The 20,826-nt window shown below is 44.0% G+C and carries 16 protein-coding genes; 2 read left to right on the top strand and 14 right to left on the bottom strand.

What is annotated here, in order from left to right:
* Nucleotides 1–42 precede the first annotated feature (42 nt).
* Nucleotides 43–924: an MBL fold metallo-hydrolase gene (locus ACQ76V_RS04710; RefSeq protein ID WP_440999326.1), complete on the top strand. Its 882-nt coding sequence runs from the start codon at nucleotides 43–45 to the stop codon at nucleotides 922–924.
* 147 nt (nucleotides 925–1,071) lie between these two features.
* The gene (locus tag ACQ76V_RS04705) at nucleotides 1,072–4,431 is read left to right on the top strand and encodes a DUF4175 family protein (protein ID WP_440999325.1); all 3,360 of its coding nucleotides are present in this window, start codon (nucleotides 1,072–1,074) and stop codon (nucleotides 4,429–4,431) included.
* A gap of 101 nt (nucleotides 4,432–4,532) precedes the next feature.
* Here the strand turns inward: ACQ76V_RS04705 and ACQ76V_RS04700 are convergent, their stop codons facing one another.
* The 14 genes from ACQ76V_RS04700 to ACQ76V_RS04635 form a co-directional block, all read right to left on the bottom strand.
* Entirely contained in the window at nucleotides 4,533–5,291 is a 759-nt protein-coding gene (locus ACQ76V_RS04700) for an HAD-IIB family hydrolase (RefSeq protein WP_440999324.1), read from the bottom strand.
* 51 nt (nucleotides 5,292–5,342) lie between these two features.
* A complete protein-coding gene (locus ACQ76V_RS04695; RefSeq protein WP_440999323.1) occupies nucleotides 5,343–5,693 on the bottom strand; it encodes a four helix bundle protein in 351 nt (116 codons plus the stop codon).
* Nucleotides 5,694–5,758: 65 nt separating this feature from the next.
* Nucleotides 5,759–6,799, bottom strand: coding sequence for a VWA domain-containing protein (locus ACQ76V_RS04690; RefSeq protein WP_440999322.1), 1,041 nt, complete (start codon nucleotides 6,797–6,799; stop codon nucleotides 5,759–5,761).
* Between the two features lie 145 nt (nucleotides 6,800–6,944).
* On the bottom strand, nucleotides 6,945–8,276 hold the full coding sequence (locus tag ACQ76V_RS04685) for a glycerate kinase type-2 family protein (RefSeq protein WP_440999321.1): 1,332 nt from the start codon (nucleotides 8,274–8,276) through the stop codon (nucleotides 6,945–6,947).
* Nucleotides 8,277–8,401: 125 nt separating this feature from the next.
* On the bottom strand, nucleotides 8,402–8,908 hold the full coding sequence (locus tag ACQ76V_RS04680; protein ID WP_440999320.1) for an exosortase X: 507 nt from the start codon (nucleotides 8,906–8,908) through the stop codon (nucleotides 8,402–8,404).
* 437 nt (nucleotides 8,909–9,345) lie between these two features.
* Entirely contained in the window at nucleotides 9,346–10,623 is a 1,278-nt protein-coding gene (gene cysN, locus ACQ76V_RS04675; RefSeq protein ID WP_440999319.1) for a sulfate adenylyltransferase subunit CysN, read from the bottom strand.
* Nucleotides 10,624–10,691: 68 nt separating this feature from the next.
* Nucleotides 10,692–11,597 (bottom strand): sulfate adenylyltransferase subunit CysD, encoded by a 906-nt coding sequence (cysD, locus tag ACQ76V_RS04670; RefSeq protein WP_440999318.1) that lies wholly within the window; start codon nucleotides 11,595–11,597, stop codon nucleotides 10,692–10,694.
* A gap of 72 nt (nucleotides 11,598–11,669) precedes the next feature.
* Nucleotides 11,670–12,203 carry an adenylyl-sulfate kinase gene (gene cysC, locus ACQ76V_RS04665; protein WP_440999317.1) on the bottom strand — a complete coding sequence of 178 codons (534 nt, stop codon included), beginning with the start codon at nucleotides 12,201–12,203 and terminating at the stop codon, nucleotides 11,670–11,672.
* A gap of 195 nt (nucleotides 12,204–12,398) precedes the next feature.
* The gene (locus ACQ76V_RS04660; protein ID WP_440999316.1) at nucleotides 12,399–12,629 is read right to left on the bottom strand and encodes a four helix bundle protein; all 231 of its coding nucleotides are present in this window, start codon (nucleotides 12,627–12,629) and stop codon (nucleotides 12,399–12,401) included.
* 103 nt (nucleotides 12,630–12,732) lie between these two features.
* On the bottom strand, nucleotides 12,733–13,503 hold the full coding sequence (gene cysQ, locus ACQ76V_RS04655; protein WP_440999315.1) for a 3'(2'),5'-bisphosphate nucleotidase CysQ: 771 nt from the start codon (nucleotides 13,501–13,503) through the stop codon (nucleotides 12,733–12,735).
* 177 nt (nucleotides 13,504–13,680) lie between these two features.
* Nucleotides 13,681–15,450: an SLC13 family permease gene (locus ACQ76V_RS04650; protein ID WP_440999314.1), complete on the bottom strand. Its 1,770-nt coding sequence runs from the start codon at nucleotides 15,448–15,450 to the stop codon at nucleotides 13,681–13,683.
* Between the two features lie 313 nt (nucleotides 15,451–15,763).
* A complete protein-coding gene (locus tag ACQ76V_RS04645) occupies nucleotides 15,764–17,575 on the bottom strand; it encodes an SLC13 family permease (protein WP_440999313.1) in 1,812 nt (603 codons plus the stop codon).
* Nucleotides 17,576–17,881: 306 nt separating this feature from the next.
* Nucleotides 17,882–19,939 carry a ComEA family DNA-binding protein gene (locus tag ACQ76V_RS04640; protein WP_440999312.1) on the bottom strand — a complete coding sequence of 686 codons (2,058 nt, stop codon included), beginning with the start codon at nucleotides 19,937–19,939 and terminating at the stop codon, nucleotides 17,882–17,884.
* Nucleotides 19,939–20,784: a hypothetical protein gene (locus ACQ76V_RS04635; protein ID WP_440999311.1), complete on the bottom strand. Its 846-nt coding sequence runs from the start codon at nucleotides 20,782–20,784 to the stop codon at nucleotides 19,939–19,941. Before ACQ76V_RS04635 ends, ACQ76V_RS04640 begins: the two co-directional genes overlap by 1 nt.
* Nucleotides 20,785–20,826 lie beyond the last annotated feature (42 nt).

Below are 20,826 nucleotides of genomic sequence, written 5' to 3'. Positions count from 1 at the left end.
ACTTTTATTTATAACTAATCCTTTAAAATCCAGCCACATCCAATGAAGCAGTCCCACACATCTATCGGATCATTTAATTTGTATAGCATTGAAGCCGGAAGATTTCGCCTTGACGGTGGAGCAATGTTTGGGGTCGTACCTAAGACCTTATGGTCGCGATATATTGATGTAGATGATAATAACCGCATCCACATGGCTATGCGGTGTCTGCTTATCGAATCAAAAAATACCGGTAAGGTTTACTTGGTTGATAACGGATCGGGCACCAAATTTGATGAAAAGTTTGAGCAGATCTACCAGCTCGATTATGAACACTCCGATCTGCTGAACTCGCTTGACTACCATGGCTTTAAACCTGAAGATATTACGGACATTATTTTCTCACACCTCCACTTTGATCACTGTGGCGGCACCACATATTACGATGAAAATGGAGACCTCCGGCACACCTTTCCCAATGCTACCTATCATGTAACTAATAAACAGCTTGAAACGGCGACCGATCCCAATGTCCGTGAAAAAGCCAGTTTTCTACCTGATAATATTAATCCGATAAAAAATTGGGATAAACTGAACCTGGTTGGAGCACACCATCAATATGAAGATGGTTTGGAAGGTCTACCAGTAAACGGACACACGTTGGGACAACAGCTCCCGAAAATAACCGGAGAAAATAAGACCCTTGTTTTTGCTGCTGATTTAATTCCAACACATGTTCATTTGCCCTTGCCCTGGGTGATGGGCTATGACATGTATCCTGTAACCACACTCGAAGAAAAAGAAAAATATTTAGAGCAGGCTGTTGAACAGGATTGGTACCTGTTTTTGGAGCACGACGCAGACCAAGAGGTAGTAACCGTCAAAAAAGAAAAGGGCAAGTTTGCAGCTGACGATAAATTAACGCTCAGCAATATTTCTGGCTGACCAAGTTTATCAATGGTTATAAAATAGGGTATCGCTCTTCATCAACCCTTTTTAATAAATAATGATATTGGAGTATCCAATATTTTCGTTTATTTAAACGTAATATTATATAACCAATCCTACTCCACTGCGATTTAGTTAACAGTAATGTCCAGAAAATATTCCACAGACAAATTAGTCGGCCCATTTGTTGATATTATTCAACAAGGCCATCGGAGTATTTCAACAAACTTCTACATCGCGCTGGCAGCCATTTTGGCGGCTATTGTTTTTGTGGGATTTTCGATTATCGGGATGTTCGAGGTCGGATTTTACCTATCATCTGCGGTAAAACTTACCTCCCTTTTTCTAATATTGGTAATAGCTTTGACGGTCAGCGCATTTTTCTATAAAGCCCATGACCTCCCATCCTTCAAAACATTTTATTATCAGTTCAGCAAGAAAAAAAACATCCCTGAGCTCGCTGATGCCCTGGATTTATACTATAATAATGATTCCGATGAAGGCTCGCTTCATCACGCTGCAATTAAGCAAAACGTATCTAAGCTCAATGGTGATAGCGTACAAGAAAAGCTTCACAAGTTTACCCACAATCATCCCCTGTACCAATTGTTTAAGCGAAGTCTTTCAGGTGCTGCAGGCGGATTCATTCTATTAACGCTATTTTCCTTTTTCTATCCCTCAGCTGTTGAGCGGTTAGCTAATCCGTGGACCACCTTCACGCCCCCTAATCCTTATAATTATATTGTGGATCCTGGTTCTTTGACACTGGAACATGGGAACTCGTTTTTGCCCTCTATTCGCTTTCAGGATGAAATGCCGAAAAATATTTACCTTGCTTTTAAAACTGATATTGAGGAAGATTATCGGCGACGAAGTCCGGACAAATTGGAGCCTAATAAAGCCACTTTTGCTCCAATTTCGCTTACGACCGATGGCCGCTATTATATCATCATGGATGGCTTTGAAAGCAAAAAATATGAAATTAATGTACAACTTCGTCCCCGTTTTGAGGAGTTAACTCTGAATGTGTTTCCCCCTGATTATACTCAACTGGATTCTACCTCGTACAACTATCCCTTTTCGAAAATTCAGGCCTACCAAGGTGCCACAATTGAAATCAAGGGAGTTGCTAACAAAACGTTGTCGGAGCTGCTCTATATCAGCTCTAACCTAAACGATACGCTAGCCGTAAACAGAGCTTCTTCGCGGGAAAACCTATTTTCTATTAAAAGTAAGGTTAGCGCGGTTGATACTATTTCCTTTACCATGCGGGATACGGCCGGACTGACCAATAAGAATCATTTCAGATTTATTATTGATCCCCGAAAAGACCAGCCACCTTATGTAGATTTAGCGATCCCAACCGAAAACATCCAAATGAAAACTGCAGAACCGTTAGCATTAGAGTATGAGGCCGGAGATGATTTTGGGCTGACCGAGGCTACCCTGCACTACGAGTTACAGCGTGCTTTTACTCCCAGCCCGGAAAAGGGTTCGGTTAAATTACCCACCCCTTCTATCAACGAACAACAAGTATATCAATGGGATTTGCCCGATTTAAATCCCAAGGCGCGCGATCAAATTATCTATTGGATTGAAGTCTATGATAATGACCGCTATAGTGGCCGCAAAAAGGGTCGCTCCCAAAAAATGATGGTAACCTTTCCATCAACCACGGAATATATGGATGAGCTCGATTCAAAAGAACGCGACATAACCGAATCGCTGGAAGAGGTCTCCCAGTCATTTGAGCAAATGGAGCAGCAATATGAGCAGTTTAAGCAAAAGCTTCAGCGAAATCCTGAAACAGATTGGGAACAGCAACAACAGCTTGAAAAAGTGGAGCAAGAGCGGCAGAAAATTGATGAAAAAGTTAATGAGTTAAATCAAAAGTTTGAAGAAATCCGGAAAGAAATTGAAAGTAATCAGGCCATGTCGCCGGAGACCATGGAAGCTTATGACGAGCTTCAGAAACTGATGAAGGAGATCAATGACCCGGAACTTGAAAAGGCCTTGGAAAAGCTTCGGAATTCACTTGGGGAGATGAATCCCGATGAAATGCGCAAGGCGCTCGAAAATTATGAATTTAACGAGGAACAGTATCGGCAACGCATAGATCGTACGCTCAACCTGTTTAAGTCACTGAAATTAAACAGTGACCTGGAAAAACTGGCTCAGTCGCTGGATGAGTTGGCTGAGCAAGAAAAAGAGATCAGCGAATCCACCAAGATATCTCCCGAAGAGATAAAGCAGCAACAGTCAATACAGGATGATTTATCAAACCTGCAGGAACAGCTGCAAAAGATTGATGATACTGCTCCCGAAAAGGCAAAGCCACAAGTTGAGAAGTTGAAACAACATAACAACGAGCAACTGAATAATATCCAAAAAGACCTACAGGAGAATATAGATAAACTTCGAAAGCAGTCATCTCCTGAAAAAGATCCCCAAATTCAAAAGCAGCAACAGAATATCCGACAACAGCTTCAAGAACAGGCCCAACAGATGCGTAATGCCAAGCAGCAACTCAATCAGCAGCGGCGACAAGTAAATATGGCCGCACTGGAGTATGTTTTACATTCACTTATTAATCTCTCTATCAATCAAGAAGAATTAACCAAAGAGACCCAAAATATTCCGCCACGATCAAGCGCTTTTGTTGAGAAAGCCCGCAAAGAGCGAAATATTTCCAGTCAGTTTACGATGCTTTCAGATTCTCTGTTCAACGTTTCTTCTGAAATACCGAGCTTCTCGAACCGGATCAACAAAAAGAAAACCGAAGTTGAGAATCAACTCTCACGCGCAGTAGAACTGTTAGCTGAGCGAGATGGCTCTAACGCTACTTACGCACAACGCCAGTCGCTGGGGGGCATCAATGAGCTAACGACTATGATTACTTCGCTTCTGGATCAGCTGAATAATCAGCAGGGAGGCGGTTCGGGCGGTGCTATGAGCATGCAGCAGCTTATGGAACAGATGAAAAAGATGTCGGGCGAACAGCAAAAGCTCAACCAACAGATTCAGGAAATGATTAACGATATGCAGGGAAATCGCCTGTCGCAGGACCAAATGGATCGACTTAATCAGCTCTCAAAACAGCAAAATAAAATCCGTAAGCAACTGCGAGAATTACAAAGACGGGGACAGCTTGAGTCGGGAGACCGTGTACTTAGCGAACTGGAGCGAATGTCCGAACAGATGGAAGACGCCATCAATGATCTGCGGGGAGGACGGCTGGATGAGCAGATGACCCAACGACAGCAGAATATTTTATCACGGATGCTGAATGCGGAAAAAGCAATACAGGAACGTGGTAAAGAAGAGCGACGCGAGGCAACTACGGCACAGGAACGAGAACAAGGAGTATCGCCCGATGTTACCCTTGAGGAACTTCAGAAGCAGATCCGTAATATGATAAACGATCCCAATTACACATCTTTTTCGGATGATTACCAGCGTTTAATTGAGCACTATTTTGAGCTATTAAAGGAATATGAGAATTAGATAGATTATCCCTTCTTCGCAAAAATCTGTCATTGAAGTATAAAGCAGATAAAAGAGCACTCACTTTACAACTAATCACTGAAAAAACCCTAATCAGCAGCTCACCCAGCTGCTGCGATCTTTTTCCTGTTTTCTCGAATAATCTGACGATAAGCTACTAAAACGGCCTCGGTTACTTCACCCTCCAGCACTTCGGCTTCTTCTTTCACGGCCTCGGCGGCATTCTGTGGGGCAAAGGCTTTACCCACAAATTGCAATCCTGGAATATCACCGCTGCTATCACCAATATAGGCCACTTCATCCGGTTTAACATCCATAATATTACAAAGCTGACGAATGCCGGTTCGCTTATTATTATCCGCTAAAATAATATTAATAGAAACATCTGTGTCATGCACTTCAAATCTGGGATAATGTTCTTCCACGTATTCTACCACTTGTGGATACATTTCCTGAATTACATTTGAATCAAGATGGATAAGACCGGCATCCATTTTCTTGGTAAACTCTATGATGGTCCCTTGGTATTGCGGGACCATTTCTTTACGCAGCCATTTCTTTAGTTCGCTAACCTGTTGTTCTGCTTCTTTATCAAATGTGGGATGCAATTGTATTTCGTTCGTTGCAAGCTTGTACACTCCGGCACTTTCAAATACAACGTGACTATCAATGCCTAACCACTGCGCCACCGCTTCCACGTAGGGAAACGGACGCCCTGAGCAAATCGACAGTGAAGGTACGGCCATATCATGGGAACTTTGCTCATTTAACCTTCGAATCTGCGAAAGCAATTCCCAGTCGGGCGATTCAAAAGGAATAGAAATACAACCATCAAGGTCGGTAATAAAGAGTTTTATCATTGTATTAGTTACAAAGTGATAAAGTTAAAAGTAACAAAGTTATCGATAATATTATTCTATGCTTCTTATAAAGCTACTTAGCATTCGTCCAGTTTCCCGACTGAGTTCATACATTTTTGCTCCTTCCTTATTTTTAAAGTAGTCCAAGTTTTGTGCAATTTGTATTTGAGTCTGCAGCTCAAACAACGATCCCATTGAAATACTTAAATACCGTTGGAACTCTCCATTTGAATTTCGCCCATATCCTTCAGCGATGTTTGAAGGTATAGAAACAGTTGATCTCCTAATTTGTGAAAGTAATCCATATTTTTCAGAATCAGGGAAATTAGTTGTTCCTCTATAAATTTTGGTTACCAAACTCTTTGACTTCCTCCAGATTTTCAAATCTCTAAACGGGCTCATATTTCTCTCCTAATTAAGTTAAACGCATGTACTTTATTTTGACACTATGTTTCTTTGTCACTTTGCTACTCTACTACTTTGCCACTTTCATAAACCTTAAACTCCGGAAACATCATCCCAACAAATACAAAGAGCAAACCTATTGCAGTCAACCACTGATATTGATTTTTAAAATCAGCATACTCCTGACTTGAAAATTCGCCCTGTTGCAGTTCATCCAACCTACCCAAAAAGCTATCAATGCCCGAACCACCGCTTCGAATTTCATAGTAATCCCCATTGGCTTTATCAGCAATCGAACGCAACACACTCGACTCTAATTTAGTCGTAATAACCTCTCCCTGCTGATCCCTCTTGTATCCCATAAGTGAGCCACTATCATCATACAACGGGATCGTGCCCCCGGCCGTTGTACCAATCCCCAAGGTATACACAGACACATTTTGCTCTAATAGCTGATTCAGTTCCTCATCAAAACTTTCCCCGTGATTTTCTCCATCCGATATAATTAGAAAAACCTTTGCCGCCTGAACATTTTGCCCCTCCTCATCCGTAGATTTAAATGCCTCGGCGGCTGTTCCCATGGCCGCACTAAAGTTAGTAGATGATGAAGGCATTTGGTCGGTTTCAGCAATATTCAAAAACAACCGCAAGGCGGAATAATCCAACGTCATCGGAGCCTGTAGATACGCTTCACCCGTAAACACCACCAGTCCTACACGATCGCCGTTGAGTCGATCTACCAGCCGTGATATCTCATACTTGGCCTTTTCCAACCGGCTGGGTTTCACATCTTCCGCATTCATGCTATCCGAAAGATCCAATCCTATCAACAGATCAACGCCCTGTCGCTTAACTTCGCGGACTTCCGTACCAATCTTGGGCCCCGCTGCTGCAATAATGAGCAGTGCAATCCCAATGTAAAGGCTTATCATACGAATGCGTCTCCCGCGCGGCCAAAAACCCTTTCGAAGCCTTTCAAAAAGTTCAGCACCAAAGAAGTTTTCCCGCTTATTCTCCAGCTTCTTATTGTACCACCAACTTGCCCCTACGAGCAACGGAATAATCAGTAAAAGCCACAAATAGATACTTGCCTGCCAGATCATAAAAACCTATTTAATTTCCAGTATGGATAAATCAGAATGAGGATAAATAACTGCCGAAAATAAACCAAATTGTGTTTTATTGAATAACAAAGATGCAGAGCTACAAAGTAACAAAGATTGGTATAATATTTTCTTTATCGCTCTGTTATTTAGAATCTTTACTGCTATTAAGTACGATCACTATATCCATCAAATTATTACCGGTTGGGCCTGTTTTTAACAACGTATCCATCTTCAGGTGAAAGTGATAAGAGTCATTATTTCTCATATATTCTTCCGGATCAATACCTCTTTCCCTTGCCTTGCTGATAGTTTCTCCGTCGACAATAGCTCCCGCCGCATCGGTAGGACCGTCAATACCATCCGTGCCTGCGCTTAACCAAGTAAGATGTTCGTGACCTGCTATCTTGCAAGCTCCCCGTAAGGCCAGCTCCTGATTTCGTCCGCCCTTGCCATCTCCGGTCACCTGTACCGTACTTTCACCCCAAAAAATAAACAGCGATGTCTTTTTACTTTTCTCATCACTCAACTCTGGCAACACCACATCTGAAATTGATGAAGCCACCTCCTCAACATTGGCATTGAAGGGCGTATCCTCTCTATATACATTCAGTCCCATCTTTTTTCCCAACAAGGCTATCTTCCGGCTGAGCTTATTGGCGGAACTTACGACTATAGAGTGATGGTCTTGGATCAGACCTTCACCCGGTTTTACCGTTTCCTTACGCTCCCCGAGCATCCCTTTGTTGATATGTTGATTAACAGACTTTGCCACCCTATCCCACAAATCGTACTTCTTTAAAATATCATAGGCATCCTTATAAGTTGAGGAATCAGGAATAGTTGGGCCGCTGCCAATAACTGATAAATCATCATTGGGTACATCGGAGATAGCCAGGGTAAACAGCTGTATTTCAGGATCCAGATACCGTAAAAGCTGTCCGCCTTTTATTTGGGAACAGTGTTTACGAACCGTGTTCATCTCCTTAATCGTTGCTCCCGAATGATTGAGTAGCTCAAACATTCGGCCCAGATCCTCAATAGGTATTCCATCAGCGGGCAGGCAAACTAATGATGAAGTTCCCCCGGAGATCAGATAAAAAAGGATGCCATTAGAAGGTATTTCCTTCAAAAATGAAACAACCCTGCGTCCGGCTTTGGCACTATGCTCATCAGGCACCGGGTGGTTAGCAACGACCACATTACCTATACTACATCGCTTAACCTCTTCTTGCTGTCCGGTAATCACCAATCGATTGCTGATTCGGTTGCCCAACAGATCAGATACTGCCTTATACATTGAGATCGAAGCCTTTCCCGAAGCCAACACATAGATAGGCTGAGAATCATAAAAAATCTCCCTGTCCCCTACCTTGATATTCTCATTAACCTGGAAAACCTCACGTAATGCATTTTCCGGGGAACAAGCAGCCAAACCATTCAGGAATAAATTTTTTAATACCTCTTTCGGGTTCACTGACCTTAGATTTAGTTATAAAGATTGGATTACCTAAAGATAGATAAAATCCCCGGAGTGAACAGACAAGATAAATGGGCAAAACGCTATGCAATATAGCCCTATCTTATATATTTTTTGATGAATTACATAACCACCGAAGCACGATTTTTCTTTCCAAAATATATCCAAACAATCGTGAGAAAGATGACACTAATGTAGGCCATATAATTACCGGTCACCACCATCATATCAGCCCCCTGAGGCTGGGTGATAGCAAAGATAATCGTGTGTGCAATATCTGCAACATAAATTACTCCTATTCCAACAGTGATCAATGATATACCGGACATCCAGGTTTTGGGAAAACCTATCACAACACCAATTAATAATCCTACAGCTATAATTCCACTGCTCCCATTAACCAAATAGATTCCACCGGATTCTCCTACACCAATAATTTTACCAGTAGCATACACCTCGTAATCCAGCATCTGCAAGATACCGGCACTAACCGAAACGATATTTGTTGTTAGCCAATGGTCGACCTGCCCATCAGGCAAAAGCCACAGCTTATAGATAAGATACCAAAGTAAAAAGATGCCAGTTATCTTGAGTAAAGAGATCCCATTATCGGATGTCAGCCAACGCATATAAGCTTGTATTTATCTGTCCTTGCTTTGATAGGAATATATAGGATTACCTCTTTCTATCGAAATGGATTAATTAGCCCGGCAATAAATTACCAAGCTAAATATTAAACCCTGTCGTCAGGGATCGAATTCTATGGCGAAACAGATGCTGAAAGAGATACTATGACAAGCTCAGCACGATGATTCGACATGATATGATAACTGGTTCTAAAACGGACCTTGGATTCTGAGCGAAGGAGAAAATGGATGAACAGGATAATTCTGTATCGGTATCATATAACAAACGTAATACAAAAAGACATGGACATCAGAATTATCCTATCAGCCGTTTTTTGTACAACAGAATGTTTCTTAGTGAACATAAGTTTTGAGATATCCCAGTCATCCGTAAACCCTTAGTCGCTTCATCACCTAATCACTCAATCACCGATTTTGCCCTAAAGAATCATCCCGGCCCCAACGGTTTCGTTGGTATACTCATCAATCAGGATAATACTTCCGGTCTTACGGTTGCGTTTGTAGGGATCGTAGAACAGCGGTTTGGTGGTACGAATTTTAATTCGTCCTATATCGTTAAGCCCAATCTCTTTATCTCCTTCTACGCGGTGAAGCGTATTAATATTCACCTTGTATTTTACATCCTTAACAATACATCGTGCTTCTTTAGTGGTGTGCTTAATGGCATACTTACCGTTGGGATCCAGCGGCTCTTTGTTCAGCCAGCAAACCATCATCTCAATATCTTGGCCTACCTGTGGCTGGTTATCGGGCTTGGCAATCATATCCCCGCGGGAGATATCGATGTCATCTTCCAACGTCATCGTCACCGACATCGGTGAAAAAGCTTCCTCTTCGTCCTGCTCAAACGTCTGGATCTGATCTACTTTGCTGGTAAAGCCGGAAGGTAATGCTATTACTTCATCCCCGGGTTTAAATACGCCGCCGGCTACTTGTCCGGCGTAACCACGGTAGTCGGGGTAGTCGGTTGATTGGGGACGTGTAACCCATTGCACAGGAAATCGGCTGTCTACGTGATTGTAATCACTGCCTACCTGCACGTTTTCAAGCGTATACAGCAACGTTGACCCGCCGTACCACGGCATATTATCGGATTTATCTACCACATTATCCCCGTATAGGGCGCTAATGGGAATATAGTGGATATCGGGGACATCCAGCTTGGAGGAAAACGTTTTAAACTCCTCACGGATTTCTTTGAAGCGCTCCTCGTCATAATCTACCAAATCCATCTTATTGACGCAGAGCACGATGTGTTTGATACCCAGCAAGGAGGCAATAAAGGAGTGGCGGCAGGTTTGCTCAATTACTCCATTACGTGCATCCACCAGTATCACAGCCAAGTTGGCCGTAGATGCGCCGGTCACCATGTTTCGCGTGTACTGGACGTGACCGGGCGTATCAGCAATAATGAACTTGCGGTTCGGCGTGGAAAAGTAGCGGTAAGCTACATCAATCGTAATACCTTGTTCACGCTCGGCCGACAGCCCATCGGTCAGCAGGGCCAGATTGGTATACTCATCCCCTTTCTTGCGACTGGACTCTTCAATCTTCTCCATCTGATCATCAAAGATTGATTTGGAATCATATAGCAAGCGTCCGATTAAGGTGCTCTTGCCGTCATCCACGCTGCCCGCCGTCGTAAAGCGGAGCAGATCCATATCTAAATACTTTTGTGCTTCAGTTTCGTTACTCATCTTGGTAATTAGAAATTGAGAATTGTGAATTAGGAATCAAACAATGCCTAATTCTTAATTGAAAATTATTAAAAATATCCCTGCTTTTTCCGCTCTTCCATGGCGGCTTCGGCTTTTTTGTCGTCGGTGCGGTTACCGCGCTCAGTAATGCGGGCGGAGGCCACTTCTTCAATAATTTGAGGAATGGTATCGGCATCAGACTGAAATGCCCCCGTACAGGTCATGTCCCCAATCGTGCGAAATCGGATTTTCTTCTCCTCATACTCTTCCTCTTCTGAGAGGGTAATAAACTGTGATTTTGCTAAATAAGTCCCTTCGCGCTCAACCACATCACGAGTATGTGCCATATAAAGACTGGGGATATCAATATTTTCGGCGGCAATATACTGCCAGACGTCCATCTCGGTCCAGTTACTTAGTGGAAAAACTCGGAAGTGTTCGCCCTGGTTCTTGCGTCCGTTATACAAGTTCCACAGCTCCGGACGCTGGTTTTTGGGATCCCATTGCCCAAACTCGTCGCGGTGAGAAAAGAACCGCTCTTTCGCGCGTGCCTTTTCTTCATCACGCCGCGCACCGCCAAAAGCAGCGTCAAAATCATGCTCTTCCAAGGCTTGCAATAGCGTGGGAATCTGCAGTTTATTGCGACTGGGATTGGGACCTTTCGGCTCCTTCACTTTTCCGGCGTCAATCATGTCTTGCACATGGGCCACAATGAGCTCTACGCCCAAGTCATCCATCAGCTGATCGCGAAATTCGATCGTTTCATCAAAATTGTGTCCGGTATCAACGTGCAGAAAAGGAAAGGGAATTTTGCCAGGCCAAAACGCTTTTTGAGCAAGCCGCGCCATGGTGATAGAATCCTTACCTCCCGAAAACATCAGTACGGGATTCTCAAACTGGGCCGCTACCTCTCTGAAAATATGAATAGATTCCGACTCCAGTTGTCGGATGTGATTCAGTTTATATAAATGCATTTGTCAATGTTGTTTTTGTGTCAAACGAAAGCGGATTAAAGTACAAAATTTTAAATCCAAAGACTATCCGGTTTAGCTACTTCCTTGCTTCCGCAGGTAATCAAATACTTGCTCAACGCCTTCTTCAGGAGTAATATCAGTCGTATCAATGCTCAGCTCTGGGTTTTCCGGTTCTTCATAGGGATCGCTGATGCCGGTAAAGTTATCAATCTCCCCATTTCGTGCTTTTTCGTATAGCCCCTTCACATCACGCTCTTCGCAAACCTCCAGCGGGGTAGAAATGTGAATTTCGGTAAAATCTTGACACATATCGCGGACAACATCACGGGCATCCTGGTAGGGGGAGATAAACGAGGCCACCACAAATACCCCATGCTTCTGTAACAGACTGGCGATAAAGCCCACACGCTTTACGTGGTCATCCCGCTCTTTTTTTGAAAATCCCGTTTTGGGAAATACCTCCCGAACGGCATCCCCATCCAGGTGCTCCACCTCGTAACCCTGCGATTTTAACTGCGCATATACTTTTTCTGATATAGTACTCTTGCCCGATCCGGATAACCCCGTAAACCAAAGGACGGTGGGCTTTAAATTCGCTTCGCTCATAGTATTAAGTAAAAAGTTTTAAGTATTTTTTTTATACAGAGGCAGACGACAAATGACGGACGACCGCCTATCGTATTGCCTTTTAAAATGCATTAAGTTTTGCAAAGAGTTCAGTCCCCAACTCCTCAAACTTATTCAACAATTCAGAATCAGAGTGAATATAATCTCGCTTCTGAAGCAATCGAATACAAGCTATTACTTCAATATGTAATCTAATAGCATAGAGAGAAATCGTTTCTGTTCTGCATTAGTTTGGCCGGTAGAACCCTCGGCAATATTCAAGGCAATAGAAGTAGATGCTCTTCGAAGTTGGCTATTCAAATTAAATTTTTCTCTATCCGGTAATTCATGCGCTATTTCATAAGATAAGTCATTAAACTCCATCGCCAACTCCCATACTTCAAGTTTCTCAAATTTATAAGTCATTGTTTTCAGGCCTTAATTGAATTAGATTTTAGACGGTCACCCGTCTTTATAGCAAGACCACTTTGGTCAGGGAATACTTACAACCTAATTCAACGCTCAACACTCAAAATTCAACATTGCCCTCCAACCCAATCAAAAAACTACCATTCTTCAGGTCCGGCTTATTGTACGTCAGGGGCGATTCGTGAACTCCTTCCCGCGCCGAGTAGCGATACACCGCGTCCCCGGCGGCCACATCCCACTCCATGGTCGGCCCCATCCGAGGGTAAATATCCGCTTTGCCTTCAGCCACTAAACAAAATTTGATTGAGCTTCCGGCCGGAATGGTTTCTTTAACGGTCAGTCCTTTTTCTTTGAGCTGTTCCACCAGTTTATCCGAACCATGCGACCGACTTTGAACAGCTGTCAGCTCATCATCTTTACTGCTGGCCGATGAAAATATTCGCTCCGGAGCATCGGTTCCAACTTGTTTAAATGCCCCTTTTCCCTTCTCCGCATAATAGGTCGTTTCCTTATCAGGTACATATACAACACCTAATGACGGAACCCCCTCATCTATTAGCGCAATATTAACCGTAAACTCCCCATTCTTTTTGATAAATTCCTTGGTTCCATCCAGCGGATCGACAATCCAGAACGTATTCCAATGTTTACGTTCTTCGTAGTCCGGAATTCCTGACTCTTCGGAAATGATAGGCGTATCAGGGTCCAGTTCTTTTAGCGCATCAACAATAATATGGTGCGATGCTAAATCAGCCTTGGTAAGCGGAGAATCATCGTCCTTTCGACTGATCTCCACATCCTGGGCATCATGATAAATCTTGAGCATCGCCTGCCCGGCTTTCTTCGCTATTCCAATAATTTCTTTAAGCATAATCAATTTATATTTATTGGGAGTGCAACTCCCTCTTAACTTTTCAATAAAAAATATAGATCCTGAAACAAGTTCAGGTTAACACATTTAGCAAACGGTTTCTAACAATCAACATCCCCCCCGTCATCCATCGTCCGCCACTCTGGAACTTTGTCACTTAGTTACTTAATTACCATCCTAAAACGGCCAAATTTGTGGCACCAAAAATATAGTAATCGCCGCAATGATCAAATTCAAAGGCAGACCAATCTTGGTAAAATCTGTGAATTTATATCCCCCGGGACCATAGACCATTAAATTTGTTTGATAGCCAATGGGAGTAGAAAAGCTGGCTGAGGCAGCCATGATAATCGTCATCACAAATGGCATATAGCTGACCCCAAAAGAGGCCGCCATTGAAATCGCGATGGGGAAGATTAGGACCGCCGCCGCATTATTCGTGACCATCTCCGTGAGCATCCATGTAGCCAGGTATATTCCCGCCAGTGCCAAATAAGGACTACCATCAGCGTATCCTAAAAACCATTCCGCTAACACCGTTGCTCCACCGGTATATTGCAGGGCACTGCCAATCCCCAGGCTGGCCGCGATAACCAACAACACCGACCAGTCAATATAGTCTTTGGCCGTAGGGGCCCGTACACATCCGGTTCCCACCATGAGTCCGGCCGCCAAAAATGACGCCTGAAACATTGAAAGCCATCCAAAAGCTACCGTTGAAATCATGACCCCAAGAACTCCCCACGCAATACCGGACCTTTCATAGTTGGGAGGACTTGAATCACTGATACCGCTCGTTAAATAGTAATCGCTGGAATTTCTATACTGTTCCAAAAAATTGGGGTGAGCCTCCAGCAGTAGCGTATCACCGGTCTTCAGGCGAATATCACCGACTTTTTCCTTAATTCGTTCTCCATTCCGGGATACCGCCAAAACAACGGCATCGTAAATATTGCGAAACCGGCCTTTCTTAATAGTCATACCATTGACCGGATGTGAAGGAGATACCACGGCCTCAATCATCAGCCGCTCACGACGGGAGGAATTAAGTTTAAATATCTGATCGGTGGCGGGCTTTAATCCCTTTATCTGTTGCAAATCCACAATAGAATTAACAATGCCCGTAAAAATGAGACGGTCTCCAGCCTGCAGCTGCTGCTCCGGATCAACCGCAGCAATGATGTGGTCTTGTCGATAGATTTCCACCAGGTATAATCCTGGCAGGTGCCGCAGCCCCGCTTCTTCAACCGTTTTTCCCGGCAGCGGACTCCCGTCCTCAACAATCATCTCAATCGTATATTCCCGGGGATCTTTGAACGTATCAAAACCGGACCCGCGATCCGGCAACAGTTTCTTGGCAAAGATCGTCAGATATAAGAAACCAACGATGGCAGCCGGTACCCCTATCAACCCCGGCTCAAAAATGCCAATGGTATTTGTAGAAGCTTCATCTATCAATAAACCGTTAACAATGAGGTTGGTGCTGGTTCCAATGAGCGTACAGGTTCCTCCCAGAATTGCGGCATAACTAAGAGGAATTAATATTTTTGATGCGGGAATTTGATTCTTGCGCGCCCAGTCTTCCAATGCGGGAATAAATGACGCCACAACCGGCGTATTATTTAGAAAAGCACTGACCACCATCACCGGTGCCATAATGCGAACCTGCGCCCTCCTGATACTTTTAGCTTTTCCAATAATCGTGTTAACAACAAACTGGATGGCACCTGTCTCCTTCATTCCCGCTGCTACCACATAGAGTGCTGCTACGGTTAACATACCTTGATTAGAAAATCCAACAAGCGCCTCTTCGGCCGGTACTACCTGGCTCACTATCAATATCGTCAAGCCCCCAATAAATACAATATCAACCGATAAACGGGTGGTTATCAACAGGGTTAGACAAAGTAAGATAATGGCTATAACCGTCCAGCCAGCCAGGGTCATAAATACTACACTCTTGTTCGAGGATATATTTGTAGATCAAAGAAAACGATTTATCCCATGTTTTCAAATTCAAGAAAGGTATTGTATTGCGTGACATGAGCTTATCTATTAGAGCTTCTACCCATCGCAACACGGCCGTACCCTTCAAAACGATAGTGTCATAGAAAGCGTGGCGGCGAGATGGTATTTAATATTTCGTTACGATGCTCTGTGTCGTAACGAAATAATAGTTGACCAACTGACATCCGTCCTCAGACATCACACGTAGAAACACTTTTTCCAACGTTCGACATTTGAAGGTGACTCTATATCCCTACATCGGCCAAACAAACGGTATCAAAATGATGAGAACCATCCATAACGTAATTTGCAAGAGAAAACCTACTTTAAAGAAATCGGTAAATTTATAATTACCGGGACCATACACCATCAAGTTCGTTTGATATCCGATAGGCGTTATCAACGACATGGATGCCGCCAGCGTTATCCCAATGACCAATCCGCGGGCCTCAATACCTTGTGTTTCTGCCACCGATAATGCGATGGGAAACATGAGCGCTACCGCACCGTTATTCGTAATAAACTCTGTTAAAACAACGGTAATAATAACTACTCCCGCCAATGTTGCTCGGGGCCCATATGCACTTGTCAATTCAACCATCCCTTCCCCAATAATGACTGCTGCTCCACTCACTTCCATTGCTTTGCCGAGTCCCAACGCCGCTCCAATGACAATTAAAACAGTCCAGTCAATCGACTTTCGAGCCTCACCTGCTTCAATAACGTTAAAAGTTAAGAGTACAGCCACCCCTAAAATACCGGCCAATGCGATATGAAGCACCCCGCTTGCAACTAAACCAATAACGCCAAATAATACCGCTACCGAAATATATAAATCTTTGCCGCCGGGTCGCTCCTCCATTATTTCTTCGGGATCTCCGGGAGCTTCCCCCCCCGCTTCACTGGTTAAGAAAAAGTCTTCGGTATCTTCATGCGCGCCCCGGAAACCACGTCCTGTATCCAGCAAAAGAACATCTCCGGGATGCAATACAAATTTACCCAGGGGCTGATCGATTCGTTGTCCCCTGCGACGAACACCGGTAACAGCCGCCCCAAAACGTTCCAACAAATGGGCTTCACCGACGGTTGCTCCTACTAAGCGCGATCCCTCTTTTACTACTACCTGATGAAGCTCACGATTTTTTTCATTTCGTCTGATGGTACGCGGTGGCTGATAGGCTAACTTCAATCCCGGGTATCCTTCAAGCTCGGGCGTTTTTGCCGCAATGCCCCCTTGTGCCGCATAAAAAAGGTGATCCCCGGCACGCAGCTTTTCCTCATCCGGGACCGGAGCAATTTCTTGTTCATTCCGATTTATTCGCGACAAATAAAATCCTGAAATCGTTGATAACCCTGCTTCTGAAACTGTTTTTCCCACCACATCCGATCCATCTGTAATCTCCAACTCGACCAACAACTTTCGGTTCTGCTCTTCCTGATAGCGAATATCACGACGGGCCGGAGTAAGTTTCGGTGAAACTACTACCAAATACACTAAGCCCACTATAGCACAGGGGACACCGACCCAGGCCAGCTCAAAAAATGAAAATCCTTTAAAACCATGACTCTCTAATAATCCATGGGTGATCAAGTTTGTGCTGGTCCCGATTAAGGTACAGAGTCCGCCTAATATAGCTGCATACGAAAGAGGCATGAGCAGTTTTGATACGGGAATGTGATGTTTTTTTGCCCAGCTCCGTATGGCCGGTATCCCCATAGCCACAATTGGGGTATTATTCAGAAAGGCAGAATACATTGAAACGCTGGGACACAGACGCAATAGAATTCGCTGCACACTTCGAGTTTCGTTACCCAATATAAAATTACTGGCCCTATCCAGCGCCCCACTTTCACGCAGCGCAGCCCCTATTATGTATAAACTTCCTAATGCCAGCAGGGTGGTATTGCCAAATCCAAGGAAAGCCTCCTCCAGACTCATTACCCCGGTGACTGTTACAATGGCCAGCCCAGTCAACAATACAGCATCCGGGCTCCATAGATCTATCGCCAATGCCACAAACGTAAGCACCAGCACTACTAATATTATTAATATATCTACACTCATTTGTTGAACTGTTTACCCTCAGGGTTGGAAAAAGCTGTAATCCAATATAAGATAGAAGAACTCTTTAGATATACTATTGATTTTTTTGTGGGGAATAACCTGTACGGCGCTTTATAACCTTTTCTTTCCAAAAAGGTTGTCCTACTCCCCGCACCCAATGTTCTTGGAACCGCCACTTTAAAACAAGATAAAATAGTTACCATTGCAAATATAAATAATAGAGGTCTGCAATACATCGCGAGAAAAAGCATAATCACTGACGTCGAAGAGCAGCCCGGATTAAAAAAACTATCACACGCACCCATACTAAAACCGCACTCTTGCTTGAATCCCCATCTCACTTCGGCGGTCTCCTTCAATCTGATTTAGCCCACTGCCAATAAGCTGGGTATCTTCATATACGGTAATACCGAATTTGGCCCAAAGCTCCAAAAAATCGAACGGCTCGTAATTCAAAAGCACATACATTCGCTGTCCCTTATCAAATAACGATTGACTGGAAAACACATACAGCAGATCATTTTCGAACTGGTACACCCGCGTGGCAAAACTTTCGGTATCAAACACCGAAAGCCGCGTATCGAGCCTAAGCTGATCATTAATCCGCAAACGCAGATCTTGATACAGCAAATAACCAAGCTCCATATCTTCTCCGGCTTGCCGGCTGCGGACGAGCTCACCGCGCGATCGTAATCGTACGTTCGGATTCACCCAGTATTCGAGGTTTGCTCGAAAACTGCTACGCTGCGCATCCCCCAGCCTGCGCTGACTTCGACCAAAAGAATCCAATACCTCATATTCATCATCTTCAATTTCACTGCGCAACTGAACATAAAAATTAAAATTGCTGGTAAAATCTATCTCTGCCTTAGCCAACCAGTCGAACCCCTGTGTAGGCTGATTGGTGCCAAAGCGAGCACCAGGAAATCGAAACTGATCAATATACGCACTAAGTGTTACCTTCTGGCCAATAACGTGACGCATACCCAAATATACTCCTTCTTCGTTCTTTGGCTGACCGGATACCTCCCCAAATCCATTTCCCAAAATAGATTGAAACTCTTTCTGGTACTTTCGAAAGGCCAGCGCTATATCCGTATCCTTTCCAAGACTACTTTCAACGCCGGTAATCAGACCATAACCGCCATTTTCACTTTGGGCTATCTCTCCAAAAACAACCGCCGGTCCGGCTAAAAAAGTAAAATCCAAACCGTAGGCATAATTCGACATTCCCTCAAAATCGAACTTCGCATACGGTTGATTACTGGCTGCAATATATCGGTCAAAGGTCGTTTGGTAACCGGTAGCTCCAATAATGCCAAAAGGGAGCTCCATCTGAAGATGTCCGCCATAAAGCGTTTGTCCCAGATTATCCTTTTGTAAAAACTCGTTTTCGGTACGATGATAACCATCGGTTCCCGGGAAACGGGTCGTATCAGTACTGATTTCACTGGCACTGCGTCGACGACTGGAATAAAATCCGGTAAACTGGAGTTTGTTTCCATATGTGACTGCCCCACCGCGATAGTAGTTGGTTTCCTGCGCCGAGGAATACGGCTTAATCCCTCGGCCATTACGACTCACAGCGCCCACTACAGTGCTTCCTTTACCAAAAGCGGCACCGCTCCAAAGCACTAATCCCTGACCAAAAGCAAGGCTATAATCTCCACCCACCAACATCTGTAGATGACCATTGTTTTCAAGCGCCACATGCCAGGTACGATGATCAAATTGAAAGGGGCCCACTAATTCTTCTCCGGGATCTTTTTCCTGTGTCAAATTTACCGAGAGATGATCACTTTGGTATCCCATCCGTTGGTAATATTTTCCGGGACTCCCAATATATCCACCTTCCTGCGGGGGTTGTTGATACCCTTCTCCTTCGTAGAGTTCCCGTTGAAACCGCGAAAACATCTGAAACTCTCCACCAGATGTCCAGTAACGCGGATCACCGTAAACCGTTTTCCCTAATTCCAGGCCACTACCCACGGTTACATAGGGCCGTACTTGTTCCAGTGTTACTCGTCCGATGCCCGATACCTCATCCAACTCCTCAATAGTTTCAAATGGTTTTACCTTAGATCGGTATTCAATGATGGCTCGGGCAAGCTTAAGATTTAAGCCCGGTATCTGAAGCAATGCATTTACACTGGTATTATTAATGTTGATAGGGTTTTCAGCCAATTCCTGTAGAAACTGCGTCATCTGTTCGCTGTCAAACTCGGTATTCCCGGGATCAAAATTTTCAATTGCATTTTCGAGATCATCCTGCACCTCCGATCGGGTAGAGTCCTCTTGTTGTGCCAACACAACTATTGGCAGGAGAAGAACACATCCCAATATAAATAGTACCCTACTGCGCATTACCAAGTAATTTTAAAATCGATAGCGGGGCTGTATCCCAACACTCTATTTTCATGACGTTGAACAGCAATATTGACCGCCCAGAAATCTCTGCTGTATCCAAATCCCCCAGAAAATGTAAGGGGTTCAGTGGTAACACCTGCCCGTCCCATCAGGTTTTCAATAATTGATACCTCCACCCCACCCCGATATGAAATAGGAAACTGCACATCCTTGACTACATCGCTGGTAAACAATGCGATATCGGATAATTGATATGACAAGCCAATACTAAGCTCCCTGGGCAACTTTTCATTATTTTTTGATCCATATTCCGGCTGATTAATATTCGTGGCCTTGGCTCCAATCCATAAATCAGATATAATGGGAGCCGCCAATCCTATATCAACGCCAAACGCCCCGGCCGATCCGTACCCACCCCCAAACGCAACGTGGCTATAGTTAAGGATAGCCCCAAAATGAAATCCGGCAAATGAATGCTTATATCCAAGTCGCAACTTGTTTTCATTGAAAAGGTCATCTCCATAGCGATGTGCACCCACTCCCACAACGCCAAAGTTTATAGGGTATGATCCCGCAAAGGCCATATCCGAAATCTCAGCAAGACCAAAATAACGGATGCTAAAAAACGATACCGATCGTTCATTCTCCGACATCAAGGCTGGGTTGCCAAACATGGACCAAGCAGTACCCTGCAAGGCCGATGTTGTTTGGCCAACGGCTAACTCTCTTGCTCCTATTACTGTTTGTGCCTGAAGCAATGTACCGATGCCACTTACCGTCAGAAATGCTACGCTTAATATTATGAGCTTAAATCTGTGTAAATCGAATAGCTTTTGTATCATATGATAAAGTCTCTCTGATGGTTTTAAGTAATCTATAAATTC

Origin of the sequence: Fodinibius sp. SL11 (genome assembly GCF_052060035.1) — a bacterium.
Classification (GTDB): Bacteria; Bacteroidota; Rhodothermia; order Balneolales; family Balneolaceae; genus Fodinibius.
This window is presented reverse-complemented; position numbering and strand designations above follow the sequence as displayed.